Annotated in this window: 12 protein-coding genes and 1 pseudogene; 7 read left to right on the top strand and 6 right to left on the bottom strand. The window is 72.0% G+C overall.

The genetic code is table 11. The annotated features are described in order from the left end of the window. Positions 1-168: 168 nt before the first annotated feature. Positions 169-888: a DUF1707 SHOCT-like domain-containing protein gene (locus QQM67_RS02710; protein ID WP_314171879.1), complete on the bottom strand. Its 720-nt coding sequence runs from the start codon at positions 886-888 to the stop codon at positions 169-171. Positions 889-1136: 248 nt separating this feature from the next. Here QQM67_RS02710 and QQM67_RS02705 point away from each other — a divergent pair, with 248 nt between their 5' ends. From QQM67_RS02705 to QQM67_RS02685, 5 genes and pseudogenes are all read left to right on the top strand, one after another. Continuing rightward, entirely contained in the window at positions 1137-2831 is a 1695-nt protein-coding gene (locus tag QQM67_RS02705) for a fumarate hydratase (protein ID WP_314171878.1), read from the top strand. Between the two features lie 130 nt (positions 2832-2961). After that, positions 2962-4356: a class II fumarate hydratase gene (locus QQM67_RS02700; RefSeq protein ID WP_314171877.1), complete on the top strand. Its 1395-nt coding sequence runs from the start codon at positions 2962-2964 to the stop codon at positions 4354-4356. A gap of 109 nt (positions 4357-4465) precedes the next feature. Continuing rightward, positions 4466-5191, top strand: a pseudogene (fomD, locus tag QQM67_RS02695) (cytidylyl-2-hydroxypropylphosphonate hydrolase); the annotation flags it as partial. Positions 5192-5969: 778 nt separating this feature from the next. Beyond that, positions 5970-6599, top strand: a complete 630-nt coding sequence (locus QQM67_RS02690) for a class I SAM-dependent DNA methyltransferase (RefSeq protein WP_314172228.1) — start codon at positions 5970-5972, stop codon at positions 6597-6599. 51 nt (positions 6600-6650) lie between these two features. Beyond that, positions 6651-9119 carry a SpoIIE family protein phosphatase gene (locus QQM67_RS02685; protein ID WP_314171876.1) on the top strand — a complete coding sequence of 823 codons (2469 nt, stop codon included), beginning with the start codon at positions 6651-6653 and terminating at the stop codon, positions 9117-9119. A gap of 114 nt (positions 9120-9233) precedes the next feature. Here the strand turns inward: QQM67_RS02685 and QQM67_RS02680 are convergent, their stop codons facing one another. Further along, positions 9234-9785, bottom strand: a complete 552-nt coding sequence (locus QQM67_RS02680; protein WP_314171875.1) for a carboxymuconolactone decarboxylase family protein — start codon at positions 9783-9785, stop codon at positions 9234-9236. A gap of 173 nt (positions 9786-9958) precedes the next feature. On the opposite strand from QQM67_RS02680, the gene QQM67_RS02675 reads away from it, so the two are divergent. Then, positions 9959-10597 carry a DUF4142 domain-containing protein gene (locus QQM67_RS02675; protein WP_314171874.1) on the top strand — a complete coding sequence of 213 codons (639 nt, stop codon included), beginning with the start codon at positions 9959-9961 and terminating at the stop codon, positions 10595-10597. Between the two features lie 58 nt (positions 10598-10655). Here QQM67_RS02675 and QQM67_RS02670 read toward each other — a convergent pair whose 3' ends face one another. After that, a complete protein-coding gene (locus tag QQM67_RS02670) occupies positions 10656-11690 on the bottom strand; it encodes a pirin family protein (RefSeq protein ID WP_399064960.1) in 1035 nt (344 codons plus the stop codon). Positions 11691-11954: 264 nt separating this feature from the next. Here QQM67_RS02670 and QQM67_RS02665 point away from each other — a divergent pair, with 264 nt between their 5' ends. Beyond that, positions 11955-12254, top strand: a complete 300-nt coding sequence (locus QQM67_RS02665; RefSeq protein ID WP_314171873.1) for an ANTAR domain-containing protein — start codon at positions 11955-11957, stop codon at positions 12252-12254. A gap of 25 nt (positions 12255-12279) precedes the next feature. Here the strand turns inward: QQM67_RS02665 and QQM67_RS02660 are convergent, their stop codons facing one another. The 3 genes from QQM67_RS02660 to QQM67_RS02650 all read right to left on the bottom strand — a co-directional run bounded on the left by QQM67_RS02660 (position 12280) and on the right by QQM67_RS02650 (position 14987). After that, positions 12280-13581: a PP2C family protein-serine/threonine phosphatase gene (locus QQM67_RS02660; protein WP_314171872.1), complete on the bottom strand. Its 1302-nt coding sequence runs from the start codon at positions 13579-13581 to the stop codon at positions 12280-12282. A gap of 192 nt (positions 13582-13773) precedes the next feature. After that, positions 13774-14040, bottom strand: coding sequence for a hypothetical protein (locus tag QQM67_RS02655; protein WP_314172226.1), 267 nt, complete (start codon positions 14038-14040; stop codon positions 13774-13776). 44 nt (positions 14041-14084) lie between these two features. Beyond that, positions 14085-14987: an SPFH domain-containing protein gene (locus QQM67_RS02650; RefSeq protein WP_314172225.1), complete on the bottom strand. Its 903-nt coding sequence runs from the start codon at positions 14985-14987 to the stop codon at positions 14085-14087. Between the last annotated feature and the right edge of the window lie 141 nt (positions 14988-15128).

The following is a 15128-nucleotide window of genomic DNA, read 5'->3' as shown; positions in this document are numbered from 1 at the left end:
GGGACGACGGGGGGCACCTTCACCCGACTTGCTGCGCACGGCAGTTCGCGCTGCCGCCGTACGTGAAACGATGCCCAGGCTCTACCCGCTGTGTGCACCGGTATGCATACCGTAGGAATGCGGACGGGTTTCCCCGCGCCGCCGAAGTGCCGCGCCGCCCGCCGTCGTTCAGAGCTCCTTGCGCGTGCGGCCGCGGAGATCGCGCAGCCGCTTCCCGATCTTCGGCTTGGCTTCGACGCCGCCGAAGACCGCGGCCCCTTCGACCAGCACGACCGGGGCGTGCGGATCGTCCGACTCCCCGGTGTGGACGTCGAATCCGCCGAAGATCCCGGCGCCCTTCTGCCGCAGCGTGACGTTCTCGGGGACGCGGATCTCGATGCCGCCGAAGATCGCGGTCGCGTTGATCTGGAGATGCTGCCGCTCGAAGACGGCCTCGGTCAGATCGATCTCGATGCCGCCGAAGCAGGCGAAGGCGTTGATCTTGCCCGGGACGCGGAAACGTCCCTTGCGGGTGCTGCCACTGAAGATCGCGACCAGGTTGTCCTTGGCGCCGTCTCCGTGCACGGACGCGTGCGTCTGCGCCGGCGGCCGGTACTCCGCGGACACGTGGGCCCGGGGCTCCTCCTGCCGCACCCGGCCGGCGGGCAGATCCCGTACGAGCGGCTCGAGTTCGCCGAGCGTCTTGGCCTTGTACAGGACGTCGATGCGCTCCGAATGCTCCTCCGCGTCGAGGCGGCCCTCCGCCAGCGCCTCACGGAGGATGTCGGCGATCCGGTCGCGGTCTGCGTCCGAGGCGCGCACGGAGACGGCGGCCGCCTCGGCGTCCTTGACCGCGGGCCTGGTCTCCGGGCCGGTCCCGGGCTTCTTTTCGAGCGGAGAATCAGTCACGCGAGCAGACTACCCAAACGCGATAGATCGCGACTAGACCGTCGGCCGCATCAATGAGACCCGGACGGAACCCAACACCGGCGCGGCGAGGCCCCGATGAGGACGATGAGGGCCACCTCACCTCCACGGCCCGGTCCGGGCGCTCTACGCTGATGGACGCGCTCTCCCCATCGCCTTCCCTCTGGGGAAGCCCCGAGGAGTGGCCCAGCCGAGAGCCGCACGAGCCGTACGAGAGGAAGAGCCCACCGATGGCAGCCAGCCCGTCCCGACCGGACTTCACCTACACGGATCTGCTCCCGCTGGGCGAGGACCCCACTCCGTACCGCCTCGTCACGACGGAGGGGGTGAGCACCTTCGAGGCCGACGGGCGGACCTTCCTGCGGGTGGAGCCGGAGGCCCTGCGCCTGCTCGCCGCCGAGGCCATTCACGACATCTCGCACTGCCTGCGGCCGGGGCATCTCGCGCAGCTGCGCCGGATCCTCGACGACCCGGAGGCGAGCGCCAACGACCGCTTCGTGGCGCTCGATCTGCTGAAGAACGCGAACATCGCCGCCGCGGGCGTGCTGCCCATGTGCCAGGACACCGGCACGGCCATCGTGATGGGCAAGCGCGGCCAGCAGGTCCTCACGGCGGGCGGCGACGAGGAAGCCCTCTCCCTCGGCGTCTACGACGCGTACACCCGGCTCAACCTGCGCTACTCGCAGATGGCGCCGCTGAACATGTGGGACGAGAAGAACACCGGCACCAACCTCCCGGCGCAGATCGAGCTGTACGCGACCGACGGCGACGCCTACAAGTTCCTCTTCATGGCCAAGGGCGGCGGCAGCGCCAACAAGTCCTTCCTCTACCAGGAGACGAAGGCCGTCCTCAACGAGGCGAGCATGATGAAGTTCCTGGAGGAGAAGATCCGTTCGCTGGGCACGGCCGCCTGCCCGCCGTACCACCTGGCGATCGTCGTGGGCGGGACGAGCGCCGAGTACGCGCTCAAGACCGCGAAGTACGCCTCCGCCCACTATCTCGACGAGCTTCCCGCCGAGGGTTCCCCGGCGGGGCACGGCTTCCGCGACAAGGAGCTGGAGCAGCAGGTCTTCGAACTGACTCAGAAGATCGGCATCGGCGCGCAGTTCGGCGGCAAGTACTTCTGCCACGACGTGCGCGTGGTGCGGCTGCCGCGGCACGGCGCGTCCTGCCCCGTCGCGATCGCCGTCTCGTGCTCCGCGGACCGGCAGGCCAAGGCGAAGATCACCGCCGAGGGCGTCTTCCTTGAGCAGCTGGAGACCGACCCGGCGCGCTTCCTGCCGGAGACGACCGAGGAGCAGCTGACCGAGGGCGCCGGGGCGGACCAGGACGCCGTACGCATCGACCTCGCGCGTCCCATGCCCGAGATCCTCGCCGAGCTGTCCAAGCATCCCGTCAAGACGCGGCTGTCGCTGACCGGGACGCTGGTCGTGGCCCGTGACATCGCGCACGCGAAGATCAAGGAACGGCTCGACGCGGGCGAGGAGATGCCGCAGTACCTCAAGGACCACCCCGTCTACTACGCGGGCCCGGCCAAGACCCCCGAGGGCTACGCCTCGGGCTCCTTCGGCCCGACGACCGCGGGGCGCATGGACGCGTACGTCGCACAGTTCCAGGCCGCCGGCGGCTCGATGGTCATGCTCGCGAAGGGCAACCGCAGCTCGCGCGTGACCGAGGCGTGCGCCGAGCACGGCGGCTTCTACCTCGGCTCCATCGGCGGCCCGGCCGCCCGCCTCGCGCAGGACTGCATCAAGAAGGTCGAGGTGCTGGAGTACGAGGAGCTGGGCATGGAGGCGGTCTGGCGGATCGAGGTGGAGAACTTCCCGGCGTTCATCGTCGTGGACGACAAGGGAAACGACTTCTTCACGGACCCAGGCCCGTCCCAGCCCTTCGTCACCTCGATCCCGGTCCGCACGGGCGGGTAGACGGCCCCCAGGGGCCGAGCAACGCGAGGGCGGCCGTCAGGAAAGGTGCGGGCCGCGTAGCGGGGTACCCGTCGGCGTCGGGAATGACCGCGCGCGGCGGGGGCGCTGCCCCCTACGGAGGTGCACACGAATGAGCGACAGCCAGGAGTACCGGGTCGAGCACGACTCGATGGGCGAGGTCCGCGTGCCCGCGGAGGCCAAGTGGCGGGCGCAGACGCAGCGCGCGGTGTGGAACTTTCCCATCAGCGGCCGGCGCCTGGAGCGCGCCCACATCGAGGCGCTGGCCCGCATCAAGGCCGCGGCGGCCAGGGTCAACGCCGATCTGGGCGTGCTGGAGCCCGAGTTGGCGGAGGCGGTCCGTGCGGCGGCCGAGGAGGTCGCCGGTGGGCGCTGGGACGCGGAGTTCCCGGTGGACGTCTTCCAGACCGGCTCCGGCACCTCGTCCAACATGAACATGAACGAGGTCGTCGCGACGCTCGCCACGGAGCGGCTGGGAGCGCCCGTACACCCCAACGACCATGTCAACGCGAGCCAGTCGTCGAACGACGTCTTCCCGTCCTCGATCCACATCGCCGCCACCGCCGCCGTCACCCGCGACCTGATCCCGGCCCTGGAGATGCTGGAGGCGTCGCTCTCCCGCAAGGCCGAGGAGTTCGCGGGGGTCGTCAAGTCGGGCCGTACGCATCTGATGGACGCGACCCCCGTCACGCTGGGCCAGGAGTTCGCCGGTTACGCGGCACAGATCCGGTACGGGGTCGAGCGGCTGCGCTCATCGCTGCCGCGCCTGGCCGAACTCCCCCTCGGCGGCACGGCGGTGGGCACCGGCATCAACACCCCGCCCGGCTTCGCCGCCGCCGTCATCGAACTGATCGCCGCGGACACGGGACTGCCGCTGACCGAGGCCCGTGACCACTTCGAGGCGCAGGGGGCGCGGGACGCGCTCGTGGAGACCTCGGGCCAGCTGCGTACGGTCGGAGTGAGCCTCACCAAGATCTGCAACGATCTGCGCTGGATGGCCTCGGGCCCGCGCACCGGCCTCGCCGAGATCAGGCTGCCGGACCTCCAGCCCGGCTCGTCGATCATGCCGGGGAAGGTGAACCCGGTGATCCCCGAGGCCGTGCTGATGGTCGCGGCCCAGGTGACGGGGAACGACGCGACGATCGCGGCGGCCGGGGCGTCCGGGAACTTCGAGCTGAACGTCATGCTGCCGGTGATGGGGAAGAACCTGCTGGAGTCGGTGCGGCTGCTCTCCAACGTCTCCCGGCTCCTCGCGGAGCGCACGGTGGACGGCATCACGGCCGATGCGGAGCGCGCCCGGGAGTACGCGGAGTCGTCGCCGTCCGTCGTGACACCGCTCAACAGGCACATCGGGTACGAGAACGCGGCGGCGGTGGCCAAGAAGGCGCTCGCGGAGCGCAAGACCATCCGGGAGGCGGTCCTGGAGGCGGGGCACGTCGAGCGCGGCGATCTGACCCTCGAAGAGCTGGACGAGGCGCTCGACGTCCTGCGCATGACCCGCCCCTGAGACGGTTTCAGCGGAGGCCCACGGGAGCCGGTGCCGCCGCCCGCCGGACCGTGGCGCATTCGGACCTCGGCTCACGGCGCCCGGTGCCGGGCACGCCTAGGATCTGCGCATGACAGCGGAGACGGCAGGAGCGGCGGGCCCCGCGGGAGCGGCAGCCGGCCCACGCGGCGGCGGCAGCGGCACCGGCACCGGCGGCGACCGGAGCGAAGGCCACTGGGCCCCGGGCACCCGCATCCTGTGGCGCTACCGCGCCAACGGCACCGGGAGCCCGCACATCTGCCGTCCCGTCACCGTCGTCCGCGACACCCCGGAGCTGCTCGCAGCATGGGTGGCACCGGGCACGGTCTGCGTCAAGCCGGAGATCGCGGACGGCACGCCCGTACACCACGAGCCGCTGGCGACCCGCTACACCAAGCCGCGCAGGACGGTGCTCTCCCGCTGGTTCGGGACGGGCGTGCTGAAGCTGGCCCGTCCCGGCGAGCCGTGGTCGGTGTGGCTGTTCTGGGAGCGCGACTGGCAGTTCAAGAACTGGTACGTGAACCTCGAAGAGCCGCGGCGTCGCTGGGCGGGCGGCATCGACTCCGAGGACCACTTCCTCGACATCGCCGTCTACGCGGACCGCAGTTGGGAGTGGCGGGACGAGGACGAGTTCGCAGCCGCGCAGCGCGCGGGCCTCGTCGACGACGCGCTCGCCGCGCGGGTACGGGCCGCCGGGCGCGCGGTGGTCGAGCAGATCGCCTCATGGGGGTCGCCGTTCCGGGACGGCTGGGAGAGCTGGCGCCCGGACCCGCGCTGGCCGGTGCCGGTGCTTCCGCAGGACTGGGACGGCAGCCCGCCGCCCGGAGCGGCCGAGCCGGCCGGTACGGAGGCGGCCACCGCCGCGGCGAACGGCACCGGGATCCACGGCACGGCGGCGAACGGCGCCGGAACGAACGGTTCCGGCGCGGGCCCCGCACTCGCGGCGGCGAACGGCACCGAGTTCACCGGCGAGCGCTCTCGCCGCTCCCTCCGCACCGGGGCCGAAGGAGCCCCGGCGGGCCACCGGAGCGGCGACGGGCGGCGCCCGTGAACGTGCCCGGGCTGCCCGGTCCCAGGCCGGCGCGCGTCCGGAATCCGGTGCGCACTCGGCCTGTTGTGCCCGGCAGCCGGACTCCGGGCGCTGTGTGGAAGACGGTCCGGCCCGAAAAATCCCCCCGCGGGGCCCGCGGAGGGAGGCTTGTTCCGTACTTGCGCGGATGTGCCCGTCCTGTCGGGCGACACGCGACCGCTTCGACCTCTCGTTCCCCCTTGCTGCGCCCCCATACTGCAAACGTAGGATCAACCTCCGTAGGCGCACTGCTGCAACAACTCCCCTCCCCTCTCGGGGATTTGGCGCGTGGCCAGAGAGGAGATCAAGCGTGAGCGGCACGGACGGAACCCTCGGGGGCACCCCCAGGCCGAAGGGCCAGGGTGAGGGCACCCCGGGCCGGGCCGACGGGGACGCTTCCGGCCGGGCCGGGGGCCGGGCCTCCGCGGGTCCGGCCGACGACGAGGGAACCCCGGACTCGGAGACCGGAGACGACGGTTCCCCGAAGTCGCCCGCGCGCGCCTACAGGGGCTTCGACTGGGACTCGATGGACCGGTCGGGGCAGGCCGCCGCTTTCGACGCGATCGGCGACCGCTACGACGAGGCGTTCCCTCACAAGGAGGGCCAGATCGCCGCCGGGGCCTGGCTCGCCGAGCAACTGCCCGCCGGCTCCCACATCCTGGATCTGGGCTGCGGTACGGGACTGCCGACGGCGCGTCAGCTCGTCGAGGCCGGCCACCAGGTCACCGGCATCGACCTCTCCCCCGGCATACTGGAACTCGCCCGGAGGAACGTGCCGGACGGCGAATTCCGCCGTATGGACATCTATGAGGTGGAGCGGTACGACCTCGGGCCGTTCGACGGTATCGCCGCTTTCTTCTCGCTCCTGATGCTGCCTCGGGCCGAAATTCCCTACGCGCTGCGCATGATGCACCAGCAACTGCGGGAAGGCGCACCGATGGCCATGTCGATGGTGGAAGCGGATGTCGATGACTTCTCATTGCCGTTCCTGGGCAACACGATCCGGGTATCCGGCTATCTGCGGGACGAATTGCGCCAGGTCGTGCGCGACGGCGGTTTCGAGATCGCCGGGGAGGACGCCTATGCCTACGCTCCGGCCAGTACGGACGTGCCGCCCGAGATCCAGATCTTCCTTCAGTGCCGACGGCGGCCGTAGGGGGCGGAGGGCAGTGAGCGCTGCGCGCCCGAGACGCGCGGCCCCGGATGGATGGAAACCGAACGCGTGACGGAGCACCAAGAGCCTGCGACCAGCACAGCGGTGCCGTCGCCCCCGCCCGCGGGCACACCCGCGGCGGGAGCGTCCTCGGCGGTCTCCCCCGGCCTGCGGCCCGGGGCGGCCCCGGACTTCGGTGTGCCGTCCGAGCCGCTCCCGACGGGACGCAGGCCGGGCGGAACCGCGGGCAGGGCGGCGGAGCGGGCACCCGCGGCGCGGGCCGGTGCGCACGACCCGCGCGAGAACGCCGCGGGCCCGTCCGGTGCCGCGGGCCCGTCCACGTCGGCGGGCCCCGGTGCTGCGGGCGCGGCAGGCGCTTCGCGTACGTCTCATGACAGCGCACCCCCCGCGTGCGCCGGTGGCGACGAGGTGGAGCGCGTGCGCCCCGCCTCGCGGCCCCGGCCCGGAGCGGGGCGTGCGGCACAGCAGGAAACCGCCGAGGCCTCACGGGGCTCCGGCGGGAGGGGCGGCGCAGGCCGGGCCGTCCCCGAACCGTCCCACGGCGGGCCGGGATCGACGCCCAAGCGGCCCTCCCGTGCCCCGTCCCAACCCCCTACCGCGGAGAGCGGTGCCGTGTCTCATCCGACTACAGGCGACGTGACAGCCGCCGACGTGCCTCCAGCCGCCCCGCCGGCCCCGGCTGCCGACCCCGCCGCGACGCGCGACAAGGCGGGGAACGGCGACGCCGCCGAGCGGGAGCGGCGCGGAGGCGACCGGCTGCGCTTCGTCGGCGCCGCCACCCGCCGCATCGCACGCGGCATGGACCTGGACGAGACCGTGCTCGGGCTCTGCCGGGCGAGCGTGCCCGCGTACTCCGACGCGATCCTCGTCTATCTGCGCGACCCGCTGCCCGTGGGCGACGAGCGCCCGACGGGCCCGGTCGTGCTGCGGCTGCGGCGCAGCGACCGCATCCCCGACGACCCGCACGCCATGGTGGCCGCCGCCTCCGCTGCCGACGGCAGGACGCCGCCGGACGGAGACGCCGCGGGCGGTCCGGGAGGCGCGGCCGCCGGCCCGTCGCTCTCCGCCGTCTCGGACGGCACCGCGGGCGCGACCGAGTACGTCGAGGTGCTCTCCGGCGGTCCGCTGGCCGAGGTGCTGCGCGGCGTGCGTCCGGTCTTCGCCGACGCGCCCGCCGCCCGCGACGCGCTTCCCGAACTGCTCGGCAGCGGGCCCGACGTGCCCTCCGGCCAGCGCGCCATACTCGCTCCGCTGCGTGGACGCCGAAGAGTCATCGGCGCCGCGGTCTTCCTGCGCGGCCCGGAGCGCGCTCCGTTCGAGCCCGACGATCTGCTGATCGCCGCTCAGCTCGCCACGCACACCGCGCTGGGCGTGGACAAGGCGGTGCTGTACGGGCGCGAGGCGTACATCGCGGACGAGCTCCAGCGCACCATGCTCCCCGACGAGTTGCCGCAGCCGACCGGCTGCCATCTCGCCAGCCGGTATCTTCCGGCGGCCGAGACGGCGCGCGTCGGCGGCGACTGGTACGACGCGATCCCGCTGCCCGGCAGCAGGGTCGCCCTCGTCGTGGGCGACGTCATGGGCCACTCCATGACGTCGGCGGCGATCATGGGTCAGCTCCGTACGACGGCGCAGACCCTGGCCGGTCTCGACCTGCCGCCGCAGGAGGTGCTGCACCACCTCGACGAGCAGGCGCAGCGCCTGGGCAGCGACCGCATGGCGACGTGTCTGTACGCGGTCTACGACCCGGTCGCGCACCGCATCATCATCGCCAACGCCGGCCATCCGCCGCCCGTACTGCTGCACCGCGACGGCCGCGCGGAGGTGCTGCGGATACCAGCCGGCGCTCCGATCGGCGTCGGCGGTGTCGACTTCGAGGCGGTGGAGCTGGACGCACCCGCGGGCGCCACGCTGCTGCTCTACACCGACGGGCTGGTCGAGTCGCGCCAGCGTGACGTGTGGACGGGCATCGAGCATCTGCGGGAGAAGCTGACGGCGACGGCGCGGCTGACGCGTCCCGACGCCTCGGCTCCGCTTGAACCCCTCTGCGACGAGGTGCTCGACATCCTGGGCCCGGGCGACCGCGACGACGACATCGCGCTGCTCGCCGCCCGGTTCGACGGGATCGCGCCGAGCGACGTCGCGTACTGGTTCCTCGACCCGCGCGCCCAGACGGCGGGTCAGGCCCGCAGGCTGGCGCGGCGCGCGCTGGCGCGCTGGGACCTGGAGGAGCTGTCCGACGCGGTCGAGCTGCTGGTGAGCGAGGTCGTCACCAATGCGGTGCGGTATGCCGAACGTCCCATCACGCTCCGGCTGTTGCGTACGGACACGCTGCGCTGCGAGGTCGGCGACGACGTTCCGCAGCTGCCGCGGCTGCGGCAGGCGCGGGCGACGGACGAGGGCGGCCGCGGGCTCTATCTCGTCAACCGGCTGGCCCGGCGCTGGGGTGCGACGCGGCTGTCGACGGGCAAGGTGGTGTGGTTCGAGCTGCCGGTGTCCTGACCCGTGGCCGAGGCTGCGGCCGCGGCCGCGTTCCAAGACCGCTCCAAGACCCGTGTGACCAGGCCGTGTTGTGAGCCCGGAGTGACGAGCCCGGAGTGACGAGGCCGGTTCTCCTCAGGAGGGCCGGCCTCGGTGCGTCCGAAGCTCCGCCTCCGCCTCCAGCGTCGTGCCGACCGCCTGCACGACGGCGGCGATCCTGAACGCCTCCTGCACCGTCTCGCGCTCGAAGCCCGCCCCGCGCAGGGCCTGTTCGTGCGAGTCGAGGCACTCGCCGCAGCCGTTCAGCGCGGAGACGGCGAGCGACCACAGCTCGTAGTCCGCCCTCTCGACGCCCGGGTCGCGGAGCACGTTCGTCCTCAGGCCGGCGCGCAGGGTGCGGTAGCCGGGGTCGGAGAGCAGATGCCGGGTGCGGTGGAAGACGTTGTTCATCGCCATGACCGATGCGGCCGACTTGGCCGCCTCGTACGCCACGTGGCTCAGGTTCTCCCTCGCCTCCGGCTCCAGCGCACGCAGCACGATGCCGGAGCGCGAGGCGATCGCGCAGACCAGCAGGGTGCCCCACAGCTGCTGCCGCGACAGCCGCGAACCGCCCGTGACCGAGGCGAGGTTGAGCCTGAGATCCTCGGCGTAGCCGGGAAGCGCCGACTTCAGATCGTCGATCGCCATCGCTGTGCACTCCCTGCCGGCGGCCGTCCGGGCGGGCGTGCCGCTCCCGCCCGACGTAGCAGCCTTCGACCCTGTGGAACCGGTTCTTGTCGTGTCGGGACGAAGCTCTACCGCATCCTCACACACCTTATTAACGTCCTACGCACTGCGAAGAGGTGTGGAGAGGGGGGCGGATGCGGTCCGCCATGATGTCCGGGCGGGCGATCGGCACAGTGCTGGTCGTGCTCGCTCTCATAGGAACGCTCGCTGCGCTACTGATACCCACGACGTGGTTCGAGGGCAACCGGTCCACGGCGCTCGCCCGAGCCGGATGGCAGGACGACGGCAAGGGCACCTGGAAGACGGAGTACGGTCCGCTGACCCCGATGGACCGCGACTTCATCCGGAAGGTCCGCTCGGCCGGCCTGTGGGAACTGCCCGCCGGACGCTCCGCCCAGGAGCGGGGCACGACGAAGTCCGTACGGATCGCGGGTGACCATCTCGTCGACGGGCACACGGAGTTGGACAGGCGCTCCGTCGCGGCCGGGCGCGCGATGGGGGTCTCGCTGCCGACCCAGCCGACGGGCTCCCAGCAGGAGTACCTGGGCGACATGGACAGGGCCAAAGGCAAGGACTTCGACAAGATCCTCGTCGCGCACCTGCGCAAGCAGCACGGCGTCGTCTTCGGCCTCGTCGGCCTCGTACGCGACCAGACCCGCAACTCGATGGTGCGGTCGCTGGCCACCCGGGCCAACGCCATCGTCCTCGACCACATCACGGTCCTGGAGGACACGGGGCTCGTGAAGTTCGAGGAGCTCAACGACGTGAAGTAGACGGGAGCCTGGCGCGGGTGGACTTCTGACGGTCATACGGGTGCGGCCGGAGCCGGTCTCACCCGTCGCGGCGCGTGCCGGGCGCCCGGTAGCGGGGCCTGGCGCGGAGCTGGGCGTTGGGAAGAGCCGGCGCGGGAAGGGCCGGGCCCGCGTATCCGCGCACCGCCCCGAAGCGGGCGCCGCCGTCCGCGAGTTCGCGCTCGGCCTCCCACGCGGTGCGGGCCTCGACGATCTCCTCGTGCGTACGGGCCACGAAGTTCCACCACATCACGAGGTGTTCCTCGAAGGGGACGCCGCCGAGCAGCAGCGCCCTGGCGGGCTTCTCCGCGGCCAGTACCACCTCGCGGCGGCCCCGGCCCAGGTAGAGCATGCTGCCGGGAGCGACCGTGCGGCCGTCGGCCGTGACGGGTTCCGAGAGCGCCAGCACGGCGTGCTCGAAGTCGGGCTGCACCGGCAGCCGCAGCCGCCCGTCCCCACCGGTGCCGCCCCCGTCGAGTGCGACGTCGGCGCCCACCAGGGGCGTATAGGCACGGGCCGGCGAGGCGGCGCCGGCGAGCTCGCCCATGATGACGGTGACGGTCCCGCCCGGCTCGGTGAACGCGGGCAGATCGCCGTAGTGGTCGAAGTGGGCGGGGCCGTTGCGATGCTCCTCGGGCTGGGCGACCCACAGCTGCACCCCGTGAAGGGTGTCGGAGTGGTCCGGCGGGGACTCCTCGGAGTGGGCGATTCCGGCTCCGGCGGTCATCAGATTCAGCTCACCGGGCCGTACGGTCCGCCTGCTGCCGAGGCTGTCCTGGTGCAGCACCTCGCCGTCGAGCAGCCAGCTCACGGTCTGGAGGCCGGTGTGCGGATGCGGAGGCACCTGCATGCCGGCCTCGCCGGTGATACGGGTCGGCCCGTACGAGTCGGCGAAGCACCAGGCACCGACCATGCGCCGGTCGCGATTGGGCAGGCTGCGGCGGACGAGCATCGCCCGCGGACCCCCGAGCGGGACCTCGCGCGGCTGAAGCAGCTCTATGTCGGGCTCGCCCTCGCCGGCGGGCGGGCCGTCGCAGACCGTCTGCTCGACGGGGCGGGTCTCTACGTTGCTCACGCGGTCACCGTAGCCTCCGCGGTACGCCGCGTCTCCGTGCCCCGCGGCCCGTACTCCCGTGCGCACAGGCCGAATTCGGGGCTCCGGCGGTTCCGGTTGCCCGGTCGCGACGGGGACGAACCTCAACAGACGGTACTTTTCACGCCGTTCGTGAGTGAGGTGGTGCCTAGGAAGTCAAATCGTGGAGCCTCAGTGTGGCCGTGGGGGCACACACTGTGATTGTCTAAGCGAACTAGCGCGGCTTCCGGCCATCCGGTTTCTCCCGTGCGCGGAAGTGAGGCAGTTGTGAACTGTGCCGACCAATTAGGGAACGACGTCATTCGGCTGCGTCACGACATCGCCTGCCAGGAGGTGATCTGCCGAGCTCAGGGCGCCTTGATGGCCGCCCATGGGTGTACGGCACAGGTGGCGGCGGGCATCCTCGGCGGAGTCGCGCGCAGCTCCGGCATCCAGCTGCACATCGTGGCCGAGAACGTGCTTGCCGTGGCGGAGATGAACTCCCAGTCCCCGCCTGAGGCGTTGCGGGCCGCGATCACGTGCGCACTGCGCAACGTCCTCCGGTAGAGCGGGCGTTGAGCGCGGGTGCCCGTCAGCTGTCGCGGCCGGGCCAGGCGGGCCGCGACCACTCCAGGCACAGCACTGTCGCGTCGTCCCGCGGATCGTGATCCGTCCGGTCCAGCACGGACTGGGTGAAGGCGCGTACGGCCTCGCGCGGATGCATGGCACGCGTCTGCTCGATGAGGCGGAGGAGCCGGTCGTGTTCGCCCTCGGGCTCCAGCATGCCGTCGGTGATCAGTACGAGCCGGTCGCCGGGGCGCAGATCGATGTTCTGGACGCGGTAGGTGGACTCCGGGGAGATGCCGAAGGGAAGGTCGACGGCCGGGGTGATCTCCTCCACCCGCCCCTCGCGCAGCCGCAGCGGCCACACGTGCCCGGCGTTGATGAAGGCGGTATCGCCCGTTTCGAAGTCCACCGTGAGCAGCTGGCCGGTGACCATGGCCGGTGCCCCGTGCTCGGCGAGCGCGCGCCGCACCTGGGCGGACTCGTCCATCACCACCCGGTGTTCCTGAACGGCGTGTTCGACGACGGCCATGTTGGCGGCGTCCGCCTGCTCGACGAGGCCGAGGCCGGCGCGGCGCGCGTTGCGCATGGCTCCGACGACCACGCTCGCCAGCTGGGCGGCGCGCACGTCGTGCCCCATCGCGTCCGTGAGGGACATGAACAGGCCCGTGCTGTTGAGGGTGTAGTCGAAGGTGTCGCCCCCGACGTTCGCGGCGGGCTCCAGCGACCCGGCGACGACGTACGGACCCGCGTCGCAGGTGAAGGAGTCGGGCAGCAGCCGGTGCTGGATCTCGGAGGCGAGCGAGAGCGGAGTCGTGCGCCGGCCCCACTCGTAGAAGTCGGTGAAGCGCCTGTTGACGATCACGACATAGGCGAAGGCGTGCGCCGCCTCGGCGAGAAGCTCCAGCGTGCGGTGGCTGGGAGGCCGCGGAAGCGTCACTTCGAGCAGTCCGATGGGGTCGCCGCGGTCGCTCACCGGGGCGATGACCTTCGTATGTCCCTCCGTGACCGGGGCTTCGGCGTCGGCCGTCGCCTGCGGGGCGTCGGCCGGGCTGCCGACCCACGGCTGCTGGGAGACGATCACCTTCTCGTAGACGCTGCCGGCGAGCGGCAGCCGCTCCGGCTCTTCCGTGCCGCGCTCGTCCGGCGCTCCGGTCAGCCGGACCACGGCGTTCCCGCCGAGGTCGTTGATCAGGAAGGCGACGTCCAGCGCGGAGAGCTGCTCCCGGAGGATCCGGGCCAGCACGGCGACCGACTGCACCGGCGGCGCCGCCTGCACCGACATCAGCAGTTCGCTCAACCAGTAGCGGTCGCGGTCGTCAGCCACCATCCCGTGCCTTCCCGTCGGCTTCGCACCCGACCCGGACGGCACGTCCGCTCCGGAGACAGGCGGAACACCCGGCCCTCGTAATGAGTATCGGCGTGGACGGGGCACAGCGGCGAGGCATGCTGCTCCGTCCGGGACCGCCGCGCCTGCCGACCGCGGGGCGCACCGAACCCACCGGCTTACGGGGCGTACGGGTCACTCCTCGCGCGGAGGGCGGCCCCGGCGGGGATGGGGCCGGGCGTTACGGGGCAGCCGCCGCGCCTCCGTCAGCGCCTTGCGCAGCAGATAGTCGATCTGGGCGTTGGTCGAGCGCAGCTCGTCGGCGGCCCAGCGGGCGATCGCCTCGTACATGGCGGGGTCGAGCCGCAGCAGCACCTGCTTGCGCTGCCGCCCGGCTCTGCCTCCGGTCCGCGCGCGCGGGGCGTCCGCGGGCCCGTCGTCCGTGCCGTCTGAAGGCGGCACGGACGGTGCGGGCTCCGCGGACCCGTCGCGCTCAGGGGGGTCGGTCACTGGTAGAGCGTCCCCGTGTTCATCACCGGCTGAGGCGAGCGGTCACCGCAGAGCACGACCAGCAGATTGCTGACCATCGTGGCCCTGCGCTCCTCGTCCAGCTCGACGAAGTCCTGCGCCGCGATACGGGTGATGGCGTCCTCGACCATGCCGCACGCACCCTCCACGATCGTCTTGCGGGCGGCGACGACGGCGCCGGCCTGCTGGCGCTGGAGCATGGCCGAGGCGATCTCCGGCGCGTACGCGAGGTGCGTGAAGCGGGACTCGATGATCTTCACTCCCGCCGCCTCCACGCGCACGGTCAGCTCCGCGGCGAGCTTCTCGGTGATCTCCTCGGCGTTGCCGCGCAGCGAGAGGCCGTCCTCTTCGTGGGCGTCGTAGGGGTACTCGATGGCGATGTGGCGCACGGCCGCCTCGGTCTGGGTGGCGACGAACTCGACGAAGTCGTCCACCGCGAAGGTCGCCTGCGCGGTGTCCTTGACCTGCCAGACGACGACCGCCGCCAGCTCGATCGGGTTGCCGTAGGCGTCGTTGACCTTCAGCACGGCGGTCTCGTGGTTCCGCACACGCGTCGAGACCTTGCTGCGGCTCGTGAGGGGGTTGACCCAGCGCAGGCCGTCCGTACGGATCGTGCCGGTGTAGCGCCCGAAGAGCTGGACCACGCGGGCCTCGCCCGGCGCCACCATGTTCAGGCCGCACATCGCGAAGACCGAGCCGATGAGCACCAGGACGCCGACGACGATCAGCGTCGCGCCGGGCCCGCCGGAGCCGCCCGACGCGATGCTGCCGCCGAGGACTATGCCTCCCACCCCCAGCAGGAAGCCGATCAGGCCGAGGAGCAGGGCGAGCCCGCCCGGGATGCTGTGCGCGGTGACCTCGCGGACCTCGGGGTCGGGCATCTCGGGAAGGTCCTGCTGCTCGGCCCCCGCGGCCGGCTCGTGCGAAGTGCTGGGCGTGCTGGGCGTGTTGGGCGGCTGCGGCGCCGGGTCCTGCTCTGACATCAGGGGTTCCCCCGTCTACGTGTCGGATGAGCGGCGGAC

The sequence above is a fragment of the Streptomyces winkii genome, from assembly GCF_032248595.1.
GTDB lineage: Bacteria > Actinomycetota > Actinomycetes > Streptomycetales > Streptomycetaceae > Streptomyces > Streptomyces winkii.
The sequence above is the reverse complement of the archived record's forward strand: the minus strand, read 5'-3'. Positions and strand labels throughout refer to the sequence as shown.